17 protein-coding genes are annotated in these 21,264 nt (G+C 61.9%); 10 read left to right on the top strand and 7 right to left on the bottom strand.

Going from position 1 to position 21,264, the window contains the following annotated elements:
• Positions 1-11: 11 nt before the first annotated feature.
• Both ACM6IP_RS08860 and ACM6IP_RS08865 read right to left on the bottom strand, forming a co-directional pair.
• Complete coding sequence (locus ACM6IP_RS08860) at positions 12-2,189, bottom strand: malate synthase G (protein ID WP_414861300.1); 2,178 nt, start codon at positions 2,187-2,189, stop codon at positions 12-14.
• A gap of 317 nt (positions 2,190-2,506) precedes the next feature.
• Positions 2,507-2,692 carry a hypothetical protein gene (locus ACM6IP_RS08865; protein WP_414861301.1) on the bottom strand — a complete coding sequence of 62 codons (186 nt, stop codon included), beginning with the start codon at positions 2,690-2,692 and terminating at the stop codon, positions 2,507-2,509.
• Here ACM6IP_RS08865 and ACM6IP_RS08870 point away from each other — a divergent pair.
• Positions 2,691-3,209 (top strand): glycine cleavage system protein R, encoded by a 519-nt coding sequence (locus tag ACM6IP_RS08870; protein WP_095164307.1) that lies wholly within the window; start codon positions 2,691-2,693, stop codon positions 3,207-3,209. The genes ACM6IP_RS08865 and ACM6IP_RS08870 overlap by 2 nt on opposite strands.
• A gap of 222 nt (positions 3,210-3,431) precedes the next feature.
• Here the strand turns inward: ACM6IP_RS08870 and rarD are convergent, their stop codons facing one another.
• From rarD to ACM6IP_RS08895, 5 genes are all read right to left on the bottom strand, one after another.
• Positions 3,432-4,319: an EamA family transporter RarD gene (gene rarD, locus ACM6IP_RS08875; RefSeq protein ID WP_182342661.1), complete on the bottom strand. Its 888-nt coding sequence runs from the start codon at positions 4,317-4,319 to the stop codon at positions 3,432-3,434.
• 206 nt (positions 4,320-4,525) lie between these two features.
• Positions 4,526-5,500 carry a serine/threonine protein kinase gene (locus ACM6IP_RS08880; RefSeq protein WP_414861302.1) on the bottom strand — a complete coding sequence of 325 codons (975 nt, stop codon included), beginning with the start codon at positions 5,498-5,500 and terminating at the stop codon, positions 4,526-4,528.
• A 146-nt stretch (positions 5,501-5,646) separates the two neighbouring features.
• Entirely contained in the window at positions 5,647-7,548 is a 1,902-nt protein-coding gene (locus tag ACM6IP_RS08885) for a PhoX family protein (protein WP_414861303.1), read from the bottom strand.
• A gap of 73 nt (positions 7,549-7,621) precedes the next feature.
• Entirely contained in the window at positions 7,622-8,386 is a 765-nt protein-coding gene (locus ACM6IP_RS08890) for a TOBE domain-containing protein (protein ID WP_414861304.1), read from the bottom strand.
• 58 nt (positions 8,387-8,444) lie between these two features.
• The gene (locus tag ACM6IP_RS08895; RefSeq protein WP_414861305.1) at positions 8,445-9,185 is read right to left on the bottom strand and encodes a ComF family protein; all 741 of its coding nucleotides are present in this window, start codon (positions 9,183-9,185) and stop codon (positions 8,445-8,447) included.
• A 97-nt stretch (positions 9,186-9,282) separates the two neighbouring features.
• Between ACM6IP_RS08895 and bioB the strand changes: the two genes are divergently transcribed.
• The 9 genes from bioB (at position 9,283) to ACM6IP_RS08940 (ending at position 21,235) form a co-directional block, all read left to right on the top strand.
• Positions 9,283-10,338 carry a biotin synthase BioB gene (bioB, locus tag ACM6IP_RS08900; RefSeq protein ID WP_095164297.1) on the top strand — a complete coding sequence of 352 codons (1,056 nt, stop codon included), beginning with the start codon at positions 9,283-9,285 and terminating at the stop codon, positions 10,336-10,338.
• Positions 10,339-10,400: 62 nt separating this feature from the next.
• On the top strand, positions 10,401-11,579 hold the full coding sequence (gene bioF / locus ACM6IP_RS08905; protein ID WP_414861306.1) for an 8-amino-7-oxononanoate synthase: 1,179 nt from the start codon (positions 10,401-10,403) through the stop codon (positions 11,577-11,579).
• Entirely contained in the window at positions 11,572-12,303 is a 732-nt protein-coding gene (locus tag ACM6IP_RS08910) for an alpha/beta fold hydrolase (protein WP_095164293.1), read from the top strand. The genes bioF and ACM6IP_RS08910 overlap by 8 nt, the downstream gene beginning before the upstream one ends.
• Positions 12,296-13,108 (top strand): malonyl-ACP O-methyltransferase BioC, encoded by an 813-nt coding sequence (gene bioC, locus ACM6IP_RS08915; RefSeq protein ID WP_401125649.1) that lies wholly within the window; start codon positions 12,296-12,298, stop codon positions 13,106-13,108. Before ACM6IP_RS08910 ends, bioC begins: the two co-directional genes overlap by 8 nt.
• A complete protein-coding gene (gene bioD / locus ACM6IP_RS08920) occupies positions 13,105-13,785 on the top strand; it encodes a dethiobiotin synthase (protein ID WP_159998261.1) in 681 nt (226 codons plus the stop codon). Before bioC ends, bioD begins: the two co-directional genes overlap by 4 nt.
• Positions 13,786-14,058: 273 nt before the next feature.
• Entirely contained in the window at positions 14,059-15,864 is a 1,806-nt protein-coding gene (locus ACM6IP_RS08925; RefSeq protein ID WP_414861307.1) for a phenylacyl-CoA dehydrogenase, read from the top strand.
• 210 nt (positions 15,865-16,074) lie between these two features.
• Positions 16,075-17,364: a diguanylate cyclase gene (locus ACM6IP_RS08930; protein WP_414861308.1), complete on the top strand. Its 1,290-nt coding sequence runs from the start codon at positions 16,075-16,077 to the stop codon at positions 17,362-17,364.
• Positions 17,365-17,454: 90 nt separating this feature from the next.
• Positions 17,455-19,251: an acyl-CoA dehydrogenase C-terminal domain-containing protein gene (locus ACM6IP_RS08935; RefSeq protein ID WP_414861309.1), complete on the top strand. Its 1,797-nt coding sequence runs from the start codon at positions 17,455-17,457 to the stop codon at positions 19,249-19,251.
• Positions 19,252-19,456: 205 nt separating this feature from the next.
• On the top strand, positions 19,457-21,235 hold the full coding sequence (locus ACM6IP_RS08940) for an acyl-CoA dehydrogenase C-terminal domain-containing protein (protein WP_414861310.1): 1,779 nt from the start codon (positions 19,457-19,459) through the stop codon (positions 21,233-21,235).
• Positions 21,236-21,264 lie beyond the last annotated feature (29 nt).

The following is a 21,264-nucleotide window of genomic DNA, read 5'->3' on the forward strand; positions in this document are numbered from 1 at the left end:
TCAGCGCTTACTTAGAGGCCATTGGCAGCCTTGAATTCACGCCGGCGACGGTGCAGGACCGGCTCGGTGTAGCCGTTCGGCTGCTGGGTGCCTTCGATCACCAGTTCGACCGCCGCCTGGAAGGCGATGTTGCTGTCGAAGTTCGGTGCCAGCGGACGATACAGCGGGTCGTTGGCGTTCTGGCGGTCAACCACCGGCGCCATGCGCTTGAGGCTTTCCATCACCTGATCTTCAGTGACGATGCCATGGCGCAGCCAGTTGGCGATGTGCTGGCTGGAGATACGCAGCGTCGCACGGTCTTCCATCAGGCCAACGTCATTGATGTCCGGGACCTTCGAGCAACCGACACCCTGGTCGATCCAGCGCACGACATAACCGAGAATGCCCTGGGCGTTGTTGTCCAGTTCGTTCTTGATCTGCTCGGCGCTCCACTGCGGGTTCACCGCCAGCGGGATGGTCAGGATGTCGTCCACCGAGGCGCGGGTGCGCTTGGCCAGTTCGGCCTGGCGGGCGAACACGTCGACCTTGTGGTAGTGCAGGGCGTGCAGGGCGGCAGCAGTCGGTGACGGCACCCAGGCGGTATTGGCACCGGCGAGTGGGTGAGCGACTTTCTGCTCGAGCATGGCGGCCATCAGGTCGGGCATGGCCCACATGCCTTTACCGATTTGCGCGCGGCCTTGCAGGCCGGTGCTCAGACCGATATCGACGTTCCAGTTTTCGTAGGCGCCGATCCATTTTTCAGCCTTCATGTCGGCCTTGCGAACCATCGGGCCGGCTTCCATGGAGGTGTGGATTTCATCGCCGGTGCGGTCGAGGAAGCCGGTGTTGATGAACACCACGCGCTCGCTGGCGGCCTTGATGCACGCCTTGAGGTTGATGGTGGTGCGCCGCTCTTCGTCCATGATCCCGACTTTGAGGGTGTTGCGTGGCAGTTCGAGGACGTCTTCGATGCGCCCGAACAGCTCGTTGGTGAACGCCGCTTCTTCAGGACCGTGCATTTTCGGTTTGACGATGTAGACCGAACCGGTGCGGCTGTTTTTGCGGGTGGTGTTGCCGTTGAGGCTGTGGATCGCCGCCAGGTTGGTCACCAGGCCGTCGAGGATGCCTTCCGGAACTTCGTTGCCGTCCTTGTCGAGGATCGCATCGATGGTCATCAGGTGGCCGACGTTACGCACGAACAGCAGGGAGCGGCCGTGCAGGCTCAGTTCGCTGCCATCAGGCGCGGTGTAGGTGCGGTCGGCGTTCATGGTGCGGGTAAAACTCTGGCCGCCCTTGCTGACTTCTTCCGACAGGTCGCCCTTCATCAGGCCGAGCCAGTTGCGGTAGATCACCACTTTGTCGTCGGCATCGACGGCAGCGACCGAGTCTTCGCAGTCCATGATGGTGGTCAGCGCCGCTTCCATCAGTACGTCTTTGACACCGGCTGCGTCGGTCTGGCCGACCGGGGTGCTGGCGTCGATCTGGATTTCGAAGTGCAGGCCGTTGTGCTTGAGCAACACTGCGGTCGGTGCCGCGGCGTCGCCGTGGAAACCTATCAATTGCGCGTCGTTGCGCAGGCCGGTGTTGCTGCCGCCCTTGAGACTGACCACCAGCTTGCCAGCAACGATCGCGTAGCGGCTGGAGTCGACATGGGAGCCGGCGGCCAGCGGTGCGGCTTCGTCGAGGAAGGCGCGGGCGAAGGCGATGACCTTGTCGCCGCGGACCTTGTTGTAGCCTTTGCCTTTCTGCGCGCCATCGGCTTCGCTGATGGCGTCAGTGCCATAGAGCGCGTCGTACAACGAACCCCAGCGAGCGTTCGAGGCGTTCAGGGCGAAGCGGGCGTTCATCACCGGCACCACCAGTTGCGGGCCGGCCATCCGGGCGATTTCTTCGTCGACGTTTTGCGTCGTAGCCTGGAAATCGGCCGCTTCTGGCAGCAGATAACCGATGTCTTGCAGGAAGGCTTTGTAGGCCACAGCATCGTGTGCTTGGCCGGTACGGGACTGGTGCCAGGCGTCGATACGCGCCTGGAAGTCATCGCGTTTGGCGAGTAGGGCTTTGTTCTTCGGGGTCAGGTCGTGAATGACCTTGTCGGCTCCGGCCCAGAACTTATCGGCGGTGAGGCCGGTACCGGGAATGGCTTCGTTGTTCACGAAGTCGAACAGGACTTTGGCGACCTGCAGGCCACCGACTTGAACGTGTTCAGTCATTGCTTGCCTCACTCTGCTCAGCTATTTCGCTTTTCAGCTCTTCAATTATGACAATGAAGCCACTGGCCATTTAAACCACAAACCGCCCTACCAGTACATGCCATAAAGGGCGGCTGGGCGGGACCAATCAACGGCTTGGAGGCCTTGCTGACGGGGCTTTCAGGGTTGCGATTGGGCCTGCGGCAGACATCGATCCAACGTTATGTAGTGCGCGCTGCGGCATACTACATGATGAATTGCGGTTGTGAAAATTAGACTAATTACGTCGTTCTGCGACCCCATGACGCATTGCAGTCACGTCATGGCACGGGATGTTCTCAAAAAACCATGAGATTGTTCCAGCTAAATATAAAAAGTTGTACACGATTTGTGGTTTTCAGGGTTTCCGCTGTCGCGCCAATCACCGGCAATCGACTCACCGACGCATCGCGGCCGAGCATCACCAGCCCCTTGCCTATACTTGCCTTTCCAGAACAAAAGTCATGACTAGAGGGCTGCGCCATGGACCACCTCGTACTCACGGTATTCGCCCCGGATAAACCCGGTCAGGTCGAGCGCATTGCCCAATGTATCGCCGAACATGGCGGCAACTGGCTGGAAAGCCGCATGTCGCGGATGGCCGGGCAATTTGCCGGGATCCTGCGGGTGGGGGTGCCGGCCGAGGCCTACGACGAACTGGTGGATGCGCTGCAGGCGTTGGCCAGCCACGGGATTCGGGTATTGATTGCCGAGAGCGGGATCGAACAGTCCTGCACCTGGAAGCCGATTGCCATGGAGTTGGTAGGTAACGATCGTCCGGGAATTGTGCGCGACATTACCCGCCTGCTCAGTGAGCAAGGGGTCAACCTCGAGCGGTTGGTGACCGAGGTGCGGCCAGCACCCATGAGCAGTGAACCGCTGTTTCATGCCGAAGCCATTCTTGCGGTGCCCTTGACCCTGTCGCTGGACGTGCTGCAGTCGCGGCTGGAAACCCTGGCCGATGACTTGATGGTGGAGTTGGTGTTGCGTAGCGATCCGTAGGCGCAGGTAGGGTTATCCAAGAAAAACCTGCACCTGCCTGTGGATAACCTGTAGAGACAGGCCTGCAGCGCAGGCGGGCCGTGGCCTACGGGATATTGGTCAAAAAACCAGCAGTTTCAAGGGCTTGTGCACAAACGGCGGGGATCAGGTTGTGGATAACCTTGGGAAGGATAGCTGCAGGCCACGTACACCGTGGCTTGCAGCTTGTTGTGCGTTTTTTGATCAGTTGCGTCGACGCAAACTGATCCAGGCATCGACGCTGTAGACCGCCAACCCAGCCCAGATAAACATGAAGGCCACCAGGGTGCTGGAGGACAGGTGTTCGCCAAACAGCAGCACTGCCTGCAACAGCACCAGGGTCGGCGCCAGGTATTGCAGGAAGCCCAGGGTGGTGTAGGGCAGGTGCCGGGCGGCGGCGTTGAAGCAGACCAGCGGCACCAGCGTCACTGGACCGGCCGCCACCAGCCACCAGGCTTCGGAGGTGGTCCAGAATTCAGCTTGGGCGCTACTTGCGGTCGGGTTGAAGAGCAGCCATGCGACCGCAATCGGCACCAGCATCCAGGTCTCCACTACCAGCCCAGGCAGGGCCTTGACCGGCGCCTGCTTGCGGATCAGGCCGTAGAAACCGAAGGTCAATGCCAGCACCAGCGACACCCAGGGCAGGCTGCCGACTTGCCAGACCTGCTGCGCCACACCTACGGCTGCCAGGCCAACGGCCAGCCACTGCATGCGACGCAGGCGCTCACCGAGCAGCAGCATGCCCAGCAGCACGTTCACTAACGGGTTGATGTAGTAGCCGAGGCTGGCTTCGAGCATGCGCCCGTTGTTTACCGACCAGACGTAGGTCAGCCAGTTGGCCGCGATCAGCGTCCCGCTCAGGGCCAGGATCGCCAGGCGGCGCGGGTTCTCCCGCAGTTCGCGCCACCAGCCCGGGTGTTTCCAGACCATCAGCAGCAGCGCGCCGAACAGCGCCGACCACAGCACCCGGTGGATGATGATTTCCACGGCGGGTACGCTGGCGATGGCCTTGAAGTAGAGCGGGAACAAGCCCCAGATGATGTAGGCACTCAGGCCCAGGATGTAACCGCGACGCGGGTTGGCGGCTTGCATGCAGAATCCTTGCTTAGGCAACTAACAAAGAGTGGATTGTAAGGAGATTTGTCGCTGGATGTCTTATCTGAACAGGTTGGATACCGGTTAAACCACAAAACTAATGTGGGAGCGAGCCTGCTCGCGATAGCGGATCAACATTCAACAGATTTGTTGAATGAGCCAGCGCTTTCGCGAGCAGGCTCGCTCCCACCTTGGGCCTGCGGTCAGAAGAGTTTCAGGGGCTCTTCGTTCAACGCCGATAATTGCTCACGCAACGCCAGCACCTGGTCGCCCCAGTAACGCTCGGTGCCGAACCAGGGGAAGCTGCGGGGGAATGCCGGGTCGTCCCAGCGACGGGCCAGCCAGGCGCTGTAGTGCATCAGGCGCAGGGCGCGCAGCGGCTCGATCAGCGCCAGTTCGCGCGGGTCGAAGTCGTGGAACTCGCGGTAGCCGTCCATCAGCTCCGACAATTGGCTGAGGCATTCCTGGCGATCGCCAGCAAGCATCATCCACAGGTCCTGCACCGCCGGGCCCATGCGACAGTCGTCGAGGTCGACGATATGGAACATCTCATCGCGGCACATCATGTTGCCGGGGTGGCAGTCGCCGTGCATGCGGATGTTCTTGTGCGGCGTGCTGGCGTACACCTCTTCCACGTGCTTGAGCAGATCGCGTGCCACTGACTCGTAGGCGGGCAGCAAGCTGCGCGGTACGAAATTGCCTTCGAGCAGGGTGTTCAGCGAGTCATGGCCGAAATTCTTCACCCCCAGTGCTTCGCGGTGTTCGAACGGGCGGGTCGAGCCCACCGCGTGCAAACGCCCGAGCAACTGGCCCAGGCGGTAGAGCTGGTCGAGATTGCCCGGCTCCGGGGCACGGCCGCCACGGCGCGGGAACAGGGTGAAACGAAAACCGGCGTGTTCGAACAGGCTTTCGCCATTGTGAATCAGCGGCGCCACCACCGGTACTTCACACTCGGCCAGCTCGAAGGTGAAGCGGTGTTCTTCGAGAATGGCTTCGTTGGTCCAGCGCTGAGGGCGATAGAACTTGGCGATCAGGGGCTCGCTGTCGTCGATGCCGACCTGATACACGCGGTTTTCGTAGCTGTTGAGTGCCAGGACGCGGGCGTCGCTGAGAAAGCCGATGCTTTCAACGGCATCGAGCACCAGATCGGGGGTAAGTGTTTCAAACGGGTGAGACATGCTGACTCCTGCGCGCAGCAGGCTGCCGCGTCCGGCCAAGCATGGTAGCGCAGACGGACGCAGATAGGTGGGGGCTGTGCAGATGGCATCGCGAGCCGGCTCGCACAGTTGGCTGTGCAGGCGAGCCGGTTCGCGAATGGCCTGGGTCAGGCGCCGACGATCCCGCCGTCTTCCCGGCGGATGGCCATGACCGAGGAGCGCGGCTTGCCGTTGGGCAGGTGCTCGGGGAAGGTCGAGCCGCCGTTCTCGCCGGGGTGCTGAATGCCGACAAACAGGGTTTTCTGGTCGGGCGAGAAGCTGATGCCTGTGACCTCACAACCTACCGGGCCGACCATGAAGCGGCGGATTTCCCCGGTTTCAGGGTCGGCGCAGAGCATCTGGTTGTTGCCCATGCCGGCAAAGTCCCCGGCATTGCTGGAGTCGCCGTCGGTCAGGATCCACAGGCGACCGGCCTGGTCGAAGCCCAGGCCATCGGGGCTGTTGAACATGTTCTGCGGGGTGATGTTCGACGAGCCGGCCTTGGCCGTGCCAGCGTGTAGTGTCGGGTTGCCGGCAACCACGAACAGGTCCCAGGCGAACGCCGGCGAGGCATGGTCGTCGCCCTCGGTGCGCCAGCGCAGGATCTGCCCGTAGACGTTCTTCTCCCGCGGGTTCGGTCCGCCCGCCGGCTGCCCCTCTTCCCCACGCTTGACGTTGTTGGTGAGGGTGCAATAGACCTGGCCGTCGCTCGGACTGACGACAATCCACTCCGGGCGGTCCATGCGCGTTGCGCCAACCACGCTGGCCGCCAGGCGCGCGTGAATCAGCACCTCGGCCTGATCGGCAAAGCCGCTGCTGGCGTCGATGCCGTTCTTGCCGTGGCTCAGTTCGACCCACTGGCCCTGGCCCTTGGGGTGATCGGGGTTGCTGTCGCCGGCATCAAAACGGGCGACGTACAAGGTGCCATGGTCCAGCAGGTCGTGGTTGGCCTTGGGATTCTGGTGGTCGATCTTGTCGCGGCTGATGAACTTGTAGATGAATTCGCCTCGCTCGTCGTCGCCCATGTACACCACCGCACGCCCGTCATGGGTTTCGGCCAGGGCGGCGTTTTCGTGCTTGAAACGGCCCAGGGCGGTGCGTTTGACCGGGGTCGACTGTGGGTCGAACGGATCGATTTCCACCACCCAGCCGTGGCGATTGAGCTCGTTGGGGTTTTTCGCCAGGTCAAAACGCGGATCGTGGGGGTGCCAGTTGATCTCTTTGCTGGTCGCCACTACACCGTAGCGCTTTTGTGCGGCGTCGAACTTCTGATCGGCGTTGCTGCTGCCAAAACAGTCGGTGAAGTTCTCTTCGCAGGTCAGGTAGGTGCCCCAGGGCGTCTTGCCGTTGGCGCAGTTCTGGAACGTGCCGAGCACATTCAGGCCTTTGGGATCGGCGCTGGTCTGCAACAAGGCGTGCCCGGCGGCCGGGCCACCGACACGAATGGGCGCGTTGCCGTGGATTCGGCGGTTGTAGCGCGAGCCCTGGACGAAGTGCCATTGGCCGTCCTGGCGCTGCACTTCAATGACCGATACGCCTTCGCACGCCAGGGCCTTGTGCACCTCTTCGGCCGACTGCGGCATGCCGCCGTGGGGGTAGAGGTAGCGGTAGTTGGTGTATTCGTTGTTGATGGCCATCAGTGCGCGGTTGTCGTCGTCCGGGAACGCGAACAGGCTCATGCCATCGTTGTTGTCGCCAAACTGGGCTTCCTGCTGCAGGGCGGTGCCGTTGCCACTGGGGTCAAAGGCCGGGCCGTCCTTGTGCAGGGGTTGGCCCCAACTGATCAATACCGATGAGGTGTAGCCTGCCGGCAGGCTGATGGTGTCACTGGTGGCGGCGGCGATACTGGCAAAACCCAGCAATTTGCTGTTGGCGGCACTGACGCTGGCGGCCAGTACGCTACGACTCAACAGGTTGCCGCCGAGGAACATCGCGGCACCACACAGCGCACCGGCACTGATAAAACCGCGACGGCTGAGGCCGACGATTTGTTCGAGGTCGGTGGCTTGGTTTTCTTCTAATAGGCTCACATCAGGCTCCCTGCTGGTTTTGGCAGTCACCATAAGGGGCGTTGATGACACAAATATTGCAGTGCTCAGCGGTTCACAGCGGTGTGCCGAGCAACACGTTGGCAGGGGAGAATTGCACCCGCACCGGTTTGCCAATCAGCAGGGAGTTGCTCCGCAGGTGCAATGGCTCGGCCAGGGCGCACAAAGTTTGACCGTTGGGTAGGGCGATTCGCACCTCACTGGGGCCGTCTTCGGCGTCGAGAATCTGCTCGATCGTACCGTTCAGGGAGTTATAGCCAGGCGTAGGCGTTTGTTCGCTCGCCAGCAGCTCGAGCCAGCCGGCCTTGATCAGCGCGACCACTTCGGTGCCGGCTTGCAGGTCCAGATGCTGGGTGCTGTCGTGGGTGATTTGCGCGTGCAGGGTCAGGCCGCCCGCCAGGGTCAGGGCGATCAGGTCATTGCGCCCTTGGGCCTCGATACCGGCGACCGTGCCATGCAACTGGTTGCGGGCGCTGGTGCGCAGCATCAAGCGACCGAGCAGGTCGAGGTCGCTGGCATCTTCTGCCGCCTCCAGGACCTGCGCTTGCAAGGCCTGCAGGCGCAGGTAGAGGCGCAGCACGCGCTCGCCCTCGCTGGACAGTCGCGCGCCACCGCCGCCCTTGCCGCCGACACTGCGCTCCACCAGGGGCTTTTGTGCCAGGTTGTTGAGTTCATCGATGGCATCCCACGCCGCCTTGTAGCTCAGCCCGGCGCTTTTCGCGGCGCGGGTGATCGAACCCTGTTCGGCAATGTGCTGCAGCAGCGCAATGCGTTGCGGGCGACGGACAATGTGTTGAGACAACAAAGTAGGCAAGGACATGATCTGCGCTGCGAGTACGGGTGATGGACTCGGACGTTGGCGGCTCGGCGCGTCGGAGTCAAGTTGGGGTGCCGGGTTTTGCGGTGCGCGCCAGGCAATAGACATCGACGCGGCTGGCGCCCGCGTCGATCAACAGGCGCGCCAGGCTCTGGGCGGTGGCGCCGGTGGTCAGCACATCGTCGACCAAGGCCAGGTGCCGGCCTTTGATAGCTGCCTGCGGGGTCAGCGCGAAGGCATTGCGCAGGTTCTGCTGGCGCGCCCTGGCGCTGAGGTCCTGCTGCGCGGTGGTGTCGTGGATGCGTTGGAGCAGGTGTTCCTCGCAGGGTATCTGCAAGCTGGCGCTAAGCCAGTTGGCCAGCATCGCCGCCTGATTAAAACCTCGCGCGCGAAGCCTTTGGCGTGCCAGCGGTACCGGCACCAGTGCGGCGGGGCGGGGCAAACCTTCATCGAAGCAATGTTGCACGAATTGTCCGAGAAGTTCGCCCAACAGGCGGCCATAGGGCCAGTTCGCCGAGTGCTTGAAACGGGTGATCAAGCTATCGACCGGAAAGCTATAGGACCAGGGCGCGATCACTTGTGCGAAGGCCGGAGGGGTGCTCAGACACTGGCTGCAGACCTGGCCGCTGACGGCCAGGGGCAATGCGCAGACCGTGCAATGTTCGACCAGCCAGGGCAGTTCGGTTTCACAGGGTTGGCAAATGGGCTGCGGGGTGTCGGCTGGATCGTTGCAGAGCAAACATTGTTGTGTGCTTTTTAACCAGATGTAAACCGGCCCTTCGTACTGTGGTTGACAGCGCATGACTCTTCCTTAAATATGCTGAAACATCCGTGTTGTGCCTGTGGGAATTCGGTTTTTCCCGGGGTACGTGCCAAAGCATAAGAAAGGAAATGAGCCGATGAGCGCCAGCATCACCGCCAAATTGCGTCACGATTGGTCTTTGGCCGAAGTTAAAGCGCTGTTCGTTCAGCCTTTCAATGACCTGTTGTTCCAGGCGCAGACGGTGCACCGTGCGCATTTCGATGCCAACCGCGTCCAGGTCTCGACCCTGCTGTCGATCAAGACCGGTGCTTGCCCGGAAGATTGCAAATATTGCCCGCAGTCCGGTCACTACAACACCGGCCTGGAAAAAGAAAAGCTGATGCAAGTGCAGCAGGTCCTGGAAGAGGCCGCTCGTGCCAAGGCCATCGGTTCGACCCGTTTCTGCATGGGCGCGGCGTGGAAACACCCCTCGGCCAAAGACATGCCCTACGTGCTGGAGATGGTCAAAGGCGTCAAGGCCATGGGCCTGGAAACCTGCATGACCCTGGGCCGGCTCGACCAGGACCAGACCGCCGCCCTGGCGCAAGCGGGCCTGGATTACTACAACCACAACCTCGATACCTCGCCGGAGTTCTACACCAGCATCATCACCACCCGCACCTACAGCGAGCGTCTGCAGACCCTGGCCTATGTGCGTGATTCGGGGATGAAGATCTGCTCGGGCGGGATCCTGGGCATGGGCGAGTCGCTGGACGATCGCGCCAACCTGCTGATCCAGTTGGCCAACCTGCCGGAGCACCCGGAGTCGGTGCCGATCAACATGCTGGTGAAAGTGGCGGGCACACCGCTGGAGAACGCCGAAGACATCGACCCGTTCGACTTCATTCGCATGCTGGCCGTCGCGCGCATCCTGATGCCCCAATCCCATGTGCGCCTGTCGGCTGGCCGTGAGGCCATGAACGAGCAAATGCAGGCCCTGGCCTTCTTCGCCGGTGCCAACTCGATTTTCTACGGCGACAAATTGCTGACCACCGCCAACCCGCAGGCCGACAAGGACATGCAGCTGTTCGCGCGCCTGGGCATCTTGCCGGAGGCTCGCGAAGAGCACGCCGACGAGGTCCACCAGGCCGCCATCGAGCAGGCGCTGGTAGAACAGAAAAGCAGCGAGCAGTTCTACAACGCGGCTGTTTAAGTCATATCTCTTGTCGAAGTGCGGTCCAGCTCCCACAGGGTTGAGCGCTAATCGAGGTCTGCATGTCTTTCGATCTCGCCGCGCGTCTTGCGGCCCGTCGTGCCGAACACCTGTACCGTCAACGTCCACTGCTGCAGAGCCCGCAGGGCCCACAAGTGGTGGTCGATGGACAGCCGTTGCTGGCGTTCTGCAACAACGATTACCTGGGCCTGGCCAATCATCCCCAAGTGATTGAAGCCTGGCGCGCGGGCGCGGCACGCTGGGGTGTGGGCGGTGGCGCTTCACACCTGGTGATCGGCCACAGCACGCCGCACCACGAACTGGAAGAGGCCCTAGCCGACCTGACCGGTCGCCCGCGGGCGCTGCTGTTCACCACCGGTTACATGGCCAACCTCGGGGCAGTCACGGCGTTGGTGGGGCAGGGCGATACGGTGCTGGAAGACCGTCTCAACCACGCTTCGTTGCTGGATGCCGGTTTGCTCTCGGGGGCGCGATTCAATCGTTATCTGCACAACGACGCGGCCAGCCTGTCCAGGCGCCTGGAGAAGGCCACCGGCAATACCCTGGTGGTCACCGATGGCGTGTTCAGCATGGACGGCGACATTGCCGACCTGCCCGCCCTGGCTCGGGAAACCAAAGCCAGGGGCGCCTGGCTGATGGTCGATGACGCCCACGGTTTTGGTCCGCTGGGTGCCAATGGCGGTGGAGTGGTCGAGCATTTCGGCCTGAGCCAGGAAGATGTGCCGGTATTGGTCGGCACCCTCGGCAAGGCCTTCGGTACGGCCGGTGCGTTTGTGGCTGGCAGCGAAGAGTTGATCGAAAGCCTGATCCAATTCGCTCGCCCGTACATCTACACCACCAGCCAACCGCCGGCCCTGGCCTGCGCGACCCTCAAGAGCCTGGAGTTGTTGCGCAGCGAGCATTGGCGACGTGAGCATCTGCAGGTGCTGATCCGCCAGTTCCGCCAGGGTGCCGAACAGATTGGCCTGGAACTGATGGACAGCGCCACGCCGATTCAGCCGATCATGATCGGCGATGCCGGGCGAGCGCTGCGGTTCTCGCAGATGCTGCGTGAGCGCGGGTTGATGGTCACGGCGATTCGCCCACCCACCGTGCCGGCCGGCAGCGCCCGTTTGCGCGTGACCCTGACCGCCGCCCACAGCGAGGCACAGGTGCAGCTATTGTTAGAAGGGCTGGCCGATTGTGTACAGCATCTGGGAGCGGCGGCGAACCATGCGTGATCGACTGATTCTGTTGCCGGGCTGGGGTCTGGGTATTTCTCCACTGGAGCCGTTGGCGGCCGCGTTGCAAGGTCTTGACGAACACCTGCGGGTGGAGATCGAACCCTTGCCGGAGCTGGACTCCAGCGACCTTGATGAATGGCTCGAAGAACTCGACGCCAGTGTGCCGCAAGACGCCTGGCTGGGCGGTTGGTCACTGGGCGGGATGCTCGCCGCAGAACTGGCCGCCCGCCGTGGCGAGCGCTGCTGTGGCTTGCTGACGCTGGCGAGCAATCCATCGTTTGTCGCCCATGCCGAGTGGTCCAGCGCCATGCCGGCGCAGACGTTCGACGGGTTCCTGGCCGGTTGCAACGCCGACCCGCGCACCACCCTCAAACGCTTCAGCCTGCTCTGCGCCCAGGGCGCCGAAGACTCGCGCGGCCTGTCGCGGCTGTTGTTGGGCGGTGCCCCCCATACGGCGCCAGCGGTGCTGATGAGTGGCCTGGAACTGCTCGCCCAACTGGACACCCGCAAGGCCTTGCAGGCTTTCCGCGGGCCGCAGTTGCATCTGTTTGCCGGCCTCGATGGCTTGGTGCCGGCCGAGGCTGCGGGCGAGCTGTTGAGCCTGTTGCCCGATGTTGAAATTGGTCTGATTGAACAGGCCAGTCATGCGTTTCTTCTGGAAGACCCCCACGGTGTGGCGGGGGCGATCCAAGCCTTTTTGCACGAGTGCGGTGATGACTGATTTGTCTCTTCCCAACCTGCCCGGCGGTTTGCCCGACAAGCGCCAGGTCGCGGCGTCCTTTTCCCGGGCGGCGGCCAGTTACGACAGCGTGGCCGAGTTGCAGCGCGACGTGGGTAGTGAATTGTTACGTCGGTTACCGGAAGATTTTGTCCCTGCTGTTTGGCTAGACATGGGCTGCGGCACCGGGTATTTCAGCCGAGCGTTGCAAGAGCGGTTTCCTGCGAGCGCCGGAGTGGCACTGGACATTGCTGAAGGCATGCTCAAGCACGCCAGGCCCTTGGGCGGGGCGCAGCATTTCATTGCCGGGGACGCGGAACGCCTGCCCCTGCAGGACGCCAGTTGCGACCTGGTGTTTTCCAGCCTGGCGGTGCAGTGGTGCGCCGATTTTGCCACGGTACTCAGTGAAGCCTATCGGGTGCTCAAGCCGGGAGGGGTGTTGGCCTTTGCCAGCCTGTGCGTCGGCACGTTGTATGAACTGCGCGACAGTTGGCGGCAGGTCGACGGCCAGGTGCACGTCAATCGGTTCCGTGAGTTCAGCCGCTATCAGCAGTTATGTGCGGCCAGCGGTTTGAACGTGCTGGACCTGCAGCAGTGTGCCCATGTGCTGCATTATCCGGACGTGCGCAGCTTGACCCATGAACTTAAAGCGCTGGGCGCGCATAATCTGAATCCGGGTCGGCCAGGTGGGCTGACAGGTCGGGCGCGCATCAGTGGTTTGATCGCCGCCTATGAGCAGTTCCGTCAGGCGCAAGGGCTGCCAGCCACGTATCAGGTGGTCTATGCCGTATTGGAGAAACCTCGATGAGCGCAGCGTATTTCATCACGGGCACCGATACCGATGTCGGCAAGACCACGGTGGCCGCCGGCCTGTTGCACGCCGCACGCTTGGCAGGGTTGAGCACGGCGGCCGGCAAGCCCGTGGCTTCCGGTTGCGACGTGACGCCCAAGGGCCTGCGCAATGCCGACGCACTGGCGTTGCTGGCACAGTGTTCGTTGCCGCTGACCTACACCGAGGTTAATCCGCAGGCGTTCGAGCCGGCCATCGCCCCCCATCTGGCGGCACGCGAGGCCGGTGTTGCGCTGACGGTCCAGTCGCTGGTGGCGCCGATGCGCCATATCCTCGATAAGCAGGCGGACTTCACCTTGATCGAGGGCGCCGGTGGCTGGCGTGTGCCGCTGGCCGACCAGGATAATCTGTCGGACCTGGCGATGGCGCTGGGCCTGCCGGTGATCCTGGTAGTCGGGGTGCGCCTGGGGTGCATCAATCACGCTTTGCTGACCGCCGAAGCGATTGCCCGCGACGGACTGCAACTGGCCGGGTGGGTGGCCAATATCATCGAACCCAAGACCTCACGCCTGGAAGAAAACCTCGCAACCCTGGCCGAGCGACTGCCCGCGCCTTGCCTGGGACGGGTGCCGAAACTCAAGGTGGTCACCGCCGAAGCGGTGGCCGAACACCTGCAACTGGATCTGCTCGACTAACGCCCACTCCTTCCCTGGTCGACAGCGTGATGGATACGCTGTCGGGCCGGGCTATTGCTGCTCCTTCAACTAATCTTTGTGACACACGGCGATGCTTTGTGCATCGGCCGTGCGCTTTGTTGTGTGCGTAATTCAGGAGGCCGTTGACGAACGGCGAAGGATCGACGCTTGACAAGATTTCAGCGTAAACGTATGTTTCAAACAACTGTTTGACCGTCACAACAAATCATCGCGGTCGTTCATTCCCGGTTACATCAGCAGAGGTTTATCGCTATGCCTGACTACAAGGCCCCCTTGCGTGATATTCGCTTCGTTCGTGACGAACTGCTCGGCTACGAAGCGCACTATCAGAGCCTTCCGGCTTGCCAGGACGCTACCCCGGACATGGTTAACGCCATTCTCGAGGAAGGCGCCAAGTTTTGTGAGCAGGTGCTGGCTCCGCTGAACCGCGTGGGTGACACCGAAGGCTGCACCTGGAGCGAGTCGGGCGTTAAGACGCCAACTGGTTTCAAGGAAGCCTACAAACAATTCGTTGAAGGCGGCTGGCCGAGCCTGGCGCACGACATCGAGCACGGCGGCCAAGGCCTGCCGGAGTCCCTGGGCCTGGCAGTCAGCGAAATGGTTGGCGAGTCCAACTGGTCGTGGGGCATGTACCCTGGCCTGTCGCACGGCGCGATGAACACCATCTCCGAGCACGGCACGCCAGAGCAGCAAGAGGCTTACCTGACCAAGCTGGTTTCCGGCGAATGGACCGGCACCATGTGCCTGACCGAACCGCACTGCGGCACCGACCTGGGCATGCTGCGCACCAAGGCCGAGCCACAGGCCGATGGTTCGTACAAGGTTTCCGGGACCAAGATTTTCATCTCGGCCGGTGAACACGACATGGCCGATAACATCGTCCACATCGTACTGGCCCGCCTACCGGACGCTCCGGCTGGCACCAAAGGCATTTCCCTGTTCATCGTTCCAAAGTTCATGCCCAACGCCGATGGCAGCATCGGTGCGCGCAACGCCGTGACCTGTGGTTCCCTGGAACACAAGATGGGTATCCACGGCAACGCCACCTGCGTGATGAACTTCGACGAGGCCACCGGTTTCCTGATCGGCCCGGCGAACAAAGGCCTGAACTGCATGTTCACCTTCATGAACACCGCACGCCTGGGTACCGCCCTGCAAGGCCTGGCCCACGCCGAAATCGGCTTCCAGGGTGGCCTGAAATACGCTCGCGATCGCCTGCAGATGCGCTCCCTGACCGGGCCGAAAGCCCCGGAAAAAGCCGCTGACCCGATCATCGTGCACCCGGATGTTCGTCGCATGCTGTTGACCATGAAGGCATTCGCCGAAGGCAACCGTGCAATGGTTTACTTCACCGCCAAGCAGGTCGACATCGTCAAGTACGGCGTAGATGAAGAAGAGAAGAAGAAAGCCGACGCACTGCTGGCCTTCATGACTCCAATCGCCAAAGCCTTCATGACCGAAGTCGGTTTTGAATCGGCCAACCACGGCGTGCAGATCTACGGCGGCCACGGCTTCATCGCCGAGTGGGGCATGGAGCAGAACGTTCGCGACAGCCGTATTTCCATGCTGTACGAAGGCACTACCGGCATCCAGGCTCTCGACCTGCTGGGTCGTAAAGTGCTGATGACCCAAGGCGAGGCTCTGAAAGGCTTCACCAAGATCGTGCACAAGTTCTGCCAGACCAACGAAGGCAACGAAGTGGTCCAGGAATTCGTGGCACCGCTGGCAGCACTGAACAAAGAGTGGGGCGAATTGACCATGAAGGTCGGCATGGCCGCGATGAAAGACCGCGAAGAAGTGGGCGCGGCTTCCGTGGATTACCTGATGTACTCCGGTTACGTCTGCCTGGCTTACTTCTGGGCTGACATGGCGCGCCTGGCAGCCGAAAAACTGGCTGCCGGCACGACCGAAGAGGCGTTCTACACCGCCAAGTTGCAGACTGCGCGTTTCTACTTCCAGCGCATCCTGCCGCGTACCCGCACTCACGTTGTAACCATGCTGTCGGGCGCCAACAACCTGATGGACATGAAAGAAGAAGACTTCGCACTGGGCTACTAAGCCTAAGGCAGGTCCTTCAACAAACCGCTGCACCTTCGGGTGCAGCGGTTTTTTTATTCCCGAAATAAAGCGATACAAACCCCCGGCTGAAACACCCAACCGTGCGCTATGGCGGCCGTTAAAGAACCGTAGACAGTACATTTCATGCACTGTCGTGCCAGCATGAAGGCATAATGCCATCAATCAATTTGCCGGGCCGGAGCTTTACCCTTGTCGCGTTCCTCTGCTGTACGTTTGAGTCACTTCCTGCCTTCGCTGCTGCTGTTGCTCGCAGGCCTCGCAGTGGCTTACGTCAGGGAACTCAACGTGTTTTTCACCTCGTTGTTCAACGTCCTGCCGACCCTGGTGTTGCTGCTCGGCGGCGCGTACTGCGCGGTTTACCGACGCCAGCGTGAACTGTTCCTGATGGTCACGGTGTACATCGCCTACTTTCTGCTCGACACCCAAACCGACTATTACCGTGACTTTGGCGGGGTACGCGAAGACGCCGCGGTGATCTTCCATCTCTGCTGCCTGCTGCTGCCCGTGTTGTACGGGACATTCGCGGCGTGGCAGGAGCGGACCCATCTGTTTCAGGACCTGGTCGCGCGGTTCGCGGTACTGCTGGCCGTGGGCAGTGTGGCCCTGGCCCTGGAGCAAAGTTATCCCCAGGCCGTGCAGGCCTGGCTGGCGGAAATCCGTTGGCCGGCGCTGCATGGGGCCTGGATGAGCCTGATCCAGCTGGCGTACCCGCTGTTCCTCGCGGCCTTTGGGTTATTGGCCTACCAATATTGGCGCCATCCCCGACCTTTGCACGCGGCTCAACTGGTAGGCCTGCTCGGCTTGTTCTGGATGCTGCCCAAGACCTTCATCCTGCCGTTTACCCTGAACATCATGTGCAGCCAGGTGATGTTGATGATCGCCGCCGCGGTGGCACACGAGGCCTACCAGATGGCGTTTCGCGATGAGCTGACCGGTTTGCCCGGGCGGCGGGCGCTGAACGAGCGCTTGCAACGGCTGGGCCGCAATTACGTGCTGGCCATGAGCGACGTCGATCACTTCAAGAAATTCAACGACACCCACGGGCATGATGTCGGCGACCAGGTGCTGCGCCTGGTGGCCAGCAAGTTGTCGAAGGTCGGTGGCGGTGGCCGTGCCTATCGTTATGGTGGCGAAGAGTTTGCCCTGGTATTCGCGGCCAAGAGCCTTGAGGAGTGTTTGCCGTACCTGGAGGAGATCCGCGAAGCGATTGCCAGCTACAACATTCAGCTGCGCAATCAAGACAGCCGGCCCCTGGACGATCAACAAGGTCGGCAGCGCCGCTCCGGGGCCAGTGCTTGCAGCGTGGCGGTCACGGTGAGCATCGGGGTTGCCGAGCGCCTGGCGCAGCGTACGCCGGAAGAGGTGTTGAAAAGCGCCGACCAGGCACTCTACAGCGCCAAGGGGGCCGGGCGAAATTGTGTGATGGCGTTTGGGCAGAACCGCCGTGGCGCGGTGCGCATGGACGGGGCAACGGATTGAGTGATGATGGCGCATTCAGCGCCTGCACTGTGATTGTCCGGGGGGGCGTGCGGCAGTAGGTTGCAGGGATCTGCTGACGGAGCAATGACTATGCCTGAGTACAAAGCCCCCCTGCGCGACATGCGCTTTCTGATCGACCACGTGTTTTACTTCCATGCCAACTACGCCGCGCTCGGGGCTACCGATGCCAGCCCGGACATGGTCAATGCAATCCTCGAAGAGGGCGCCCGCTTCTGCGAAAACGTCCTGGCCCCGCTGAACCGCTCGGGTGACGAAGAAGGCTGCCATTTCGACAATGGCGTGGTCACCACCCCCAAGGGTTTCAAGCAGGCGTTCGCCCAGTATGTCGAAGGTGGCTGGCATGGGCTGGCGGCGGACCCAGCGTATGGTGGACAAGGGTTGCCGAGTTCACTGGGGCTGGTGATCAGCGAGATGGTCGGTTCCAGCAATACCTCCTGGGGCATGTACCCGGGCCTGACCCACGGTGCGATGTCGGCCATTCACGCCCACGGCACCGAGCAGCAGAAACAGGCCTACCTGAGCAAACTCACGGCCGGCCAGTGGACCGGCACCATGTGCCTGACCGAGGCCCATTGCGGCACTGACCTGGGGATCATCAAGACCCGCGCGGTGCCCCAAGCCGACGGCAGCTACGCGGTCACCGGCAGCAAGATCTTCATCTCCGCCGGTGAGCACGACCTGAGTGACAACATCATTCACCTGGTGCTGGCCAAGCTGCCGGATGCGCCGGCCGGGACCAAAGGCATCTCGCTGTTCATCGTGCCCAAGTTCCTGCCCGACAGCGAAGGCGAGGCGGGCGAGCGCAACGGGGTTACCTGTGGTTCGATCGAGCACAAGATGGGCATCAAGGCCTCGGCCACGTGCGTGCTGAACTTCGACGGCGCCACGGGTTACCTGATCGGCGAGGCGAGCAAAGGCCTGAACTGCATGTTCACCATGATGAACCACGCTCGGCTCGGCACTGGGATGCAGGGCTTGTGCCTGGGCGAGGCGAGTTTCCAGGGTGCGATCAAGTACGCCAACGAGCGCCTGCAGATGCGCGCGCTGACCGGGCCCAAGGCCCCGGAACAAGCCGCCGACCCGATCATCGTCCACCCCGATGTGCGGCGCATGCTGCTGACCATGAAAGCCTTCAACGAAGGCAATCGGGCGCTGACCTACTTCACCGCCCAATTGCTCGATGCCGCGCACCTGTCCAGCGACGCCGAGCAACGCCAGGACGCCGAGAACCTGTTGGCGTTCCTGACGCCGATCTGCAAGGCGTTCATGACCGAAACCGGCCTGGAGGTGACCAACCACGGGATGCAGGTGTTTGGTGGTCACGGCTATATCCGCGAGTGGGGCATGGAGCAGTTGGTGCGTGACTGCCGCATTGCGCCGATCTACGAGGGCACCAACGGCATCCAGGCGCTGGACCTGCTGGGGCGCAAGGTACTGGGCAGCCAGGGCCAGTTGCTGCGCGGTTTTACCAAAATCGTCCACAAGTTCTGTGCCGCCAACGCCGGGCATCCACAGCTCAAGACGTATGTCGCGCAGCTCGACGGGCTCAATCAGCAGTGGGGTGAACTGACCACCCAGGTCGGGATGGCGGCGCTGAAGAACCCTGATGAAGTGGGGGCCGCGGCGCTGGATTACCTGATGTACAGCGGTTACATCATCCACGCCTACCTGTGGCTGCGCATGGCGCTGGTGGCTCAGGCGCAGTTGGAGGCGGGCAGTGGTGATGCCGACTACTGTGAGGGCAAATTGGCCACCTGCGAGTTTTACTTCAAGCGTCTGCTGCCGCGCACGGCGGCCCATCGGGCGGCGGTGCAGGCAGGCAGTGATTGCCTGATGAAGCTACCAGCAGGGCTGTTTGCGCTTTGACGGTGGTGGTTTAAGCACATCGCGGGCAAGCCCTGCAGCGCCGGGAAGGCGGCGCAAGGCTTGCCCGTGATGGTTTTTAGTGACTAAAAATTACAAATAAGTCACGAGTCGACCCTATGTGTCGCAAAAGTTGTTCGGGTACACTCCCGGCACTTGTTGTATCCCGATCCCCACGAATCACCTTTCACGTATTACGAGGTTTGCCATGGCTGACTACAAAGCGCCCCTGCGCGATATGCGCTTCGTCCTCAATGAAGTTTTCGAGGTGGCCAAGCTCTGGGCAGAACTTCCTGCTTTGGCCGACACCGTGGATGCCGAGACCGTCGAGGCGATCCTTGAGGAAGCTGGCAAAGTCACCAGCAAAAGCATTGCGCCACTGAGCCGGGCCGCCGACGAAGAAGGTTGCCACTGGAGTGACGGTGCCGTGACCACCCCGGCAGGTTTCCCACAGGCCTATCAGACCTACGCTGAAGGGGGCTGGGTCGGGGTCGGTGGCGATCCGGCGTTCGGCGGCATGGGCATGCCCAAGACCGTTTCGGCCCAGGTCGAGGAGATGGTCAACTCCGCCAGCCTGTCGTTCGGCCTGTACCCGATGCTCACCGCCGGTGCCTGTCTGTCGATCAACGCTCATGCCAGCGAAGAACTGAAGGCCACGTACCTGCCGAACATGTACGCCGGGGTCTGGGCCGGTTCCATGTGCCTGACCGAACCCCATGCCGGGACTGACCTGGGGATCATCCGCACCAAGGCCGAGCCTCAGGCCGATGGTTCCTACAAAGTCAGTGGGACCAAGATCTTCATCACCGGCGGCGAACACGACCTGACCGAGAACATCATTCACCTGGTGCTGGCGAAGCTGCCGGACGCCCCGGCAGGTCCGAAAGGCATTTCGCTGTTCCTGGTGCCGAAGTTCATGGTCAACGCCGACGGCAGCCTGGGCGCACGTAACCCGGCCAACTGTGGTTCGATCGAACACAAGATGGGTATCCAGGCATCCTCCACCTGCGTGATGAACTTCGACGAAGCCGTGGGTTACCTGGTCGGTGAGCCGAACAAAGGCCTGGCGGCGATGTTCACCATGATGAACTACGAGCGTCTGGGTGTCGGTATCCAGGGGCTGGCCACCGGCGAGCGCTCTTACCAGAACGCGGTCGAATACGCCCGTGACCGCCTGCAAAGCCGTGCGCCAACCGGCGCGCAGAACAAGGACAAGGTTGCCGACCCGATCATCGTTCACCCTGATGTGCGACGCATGCTGCTGACCATGAAGGCGTCGAACGAAGGTGGCCGTGCCTTCTCCACCTACGTGGCCATGCAACTGGACACCGCCAAGTTCAGCGAAGACCCAACCACCCGCAAACGTGCCGAAGACCTGGTGGCGTTGCTGACCCCAGTCGCCAAGGCGTTCCTCACCGACCTGGGCCTGGAAACCACGATTCACGGCCAGCAAGTGTTCGGCGGCCACGGTTACATTCGCGAATGGGGCCAGGAGCAACTGGTACGCGACGTGCGCATTACCCAGATCTACGAGGGCACTAACGGCATTCAGGCGCTGGACCTGGTCGGGCGCAAAATCGTCGGCAGTGGCGGGGCGCTCTACAACCTGTTCGCTGATGAGATTCGTCATTTCACTGCGACCGCCGATGCCGAGCTGGGTGAATTTACCCGGCCGTTGAACCGTGCAGTGGAGACGCTGGACGAACTGACCGCCTGGCTGCTGGACCGGGTGCAAGGTAATCCGAACGAAATCGGCGCGGCCTCGGTCGAATACTTGCAGGTGTTTGGCTATGTGTCCTACGCCTACATGTGGGCCCTGATGGCCAAGGCTGCCATCGGCAAGGAAACACAGGATGAGTTCTACGCCAGCAAGCTGGGCACTGCACGCTTCTACTTCGCCCGTCTGCTGCCGCGGATTCACTCGCTCAGCGCTTCGGTCAAAGCCGGCAGCGAGTCGTTGTTCCTGCTGGATGCCGCGCAGTTTTGAGGAATGTAACCTCATGTAAGCATTTACTT

Source organism: Pseudomonas sp. IT-P176 (assembly GCF_949767245.1).
Lineage (GTDB): Bacteria > Pseudomonadota > Gammaproteobacteria > Pseudomonadales > Pseudomonadaceae > Aquipseudomonas.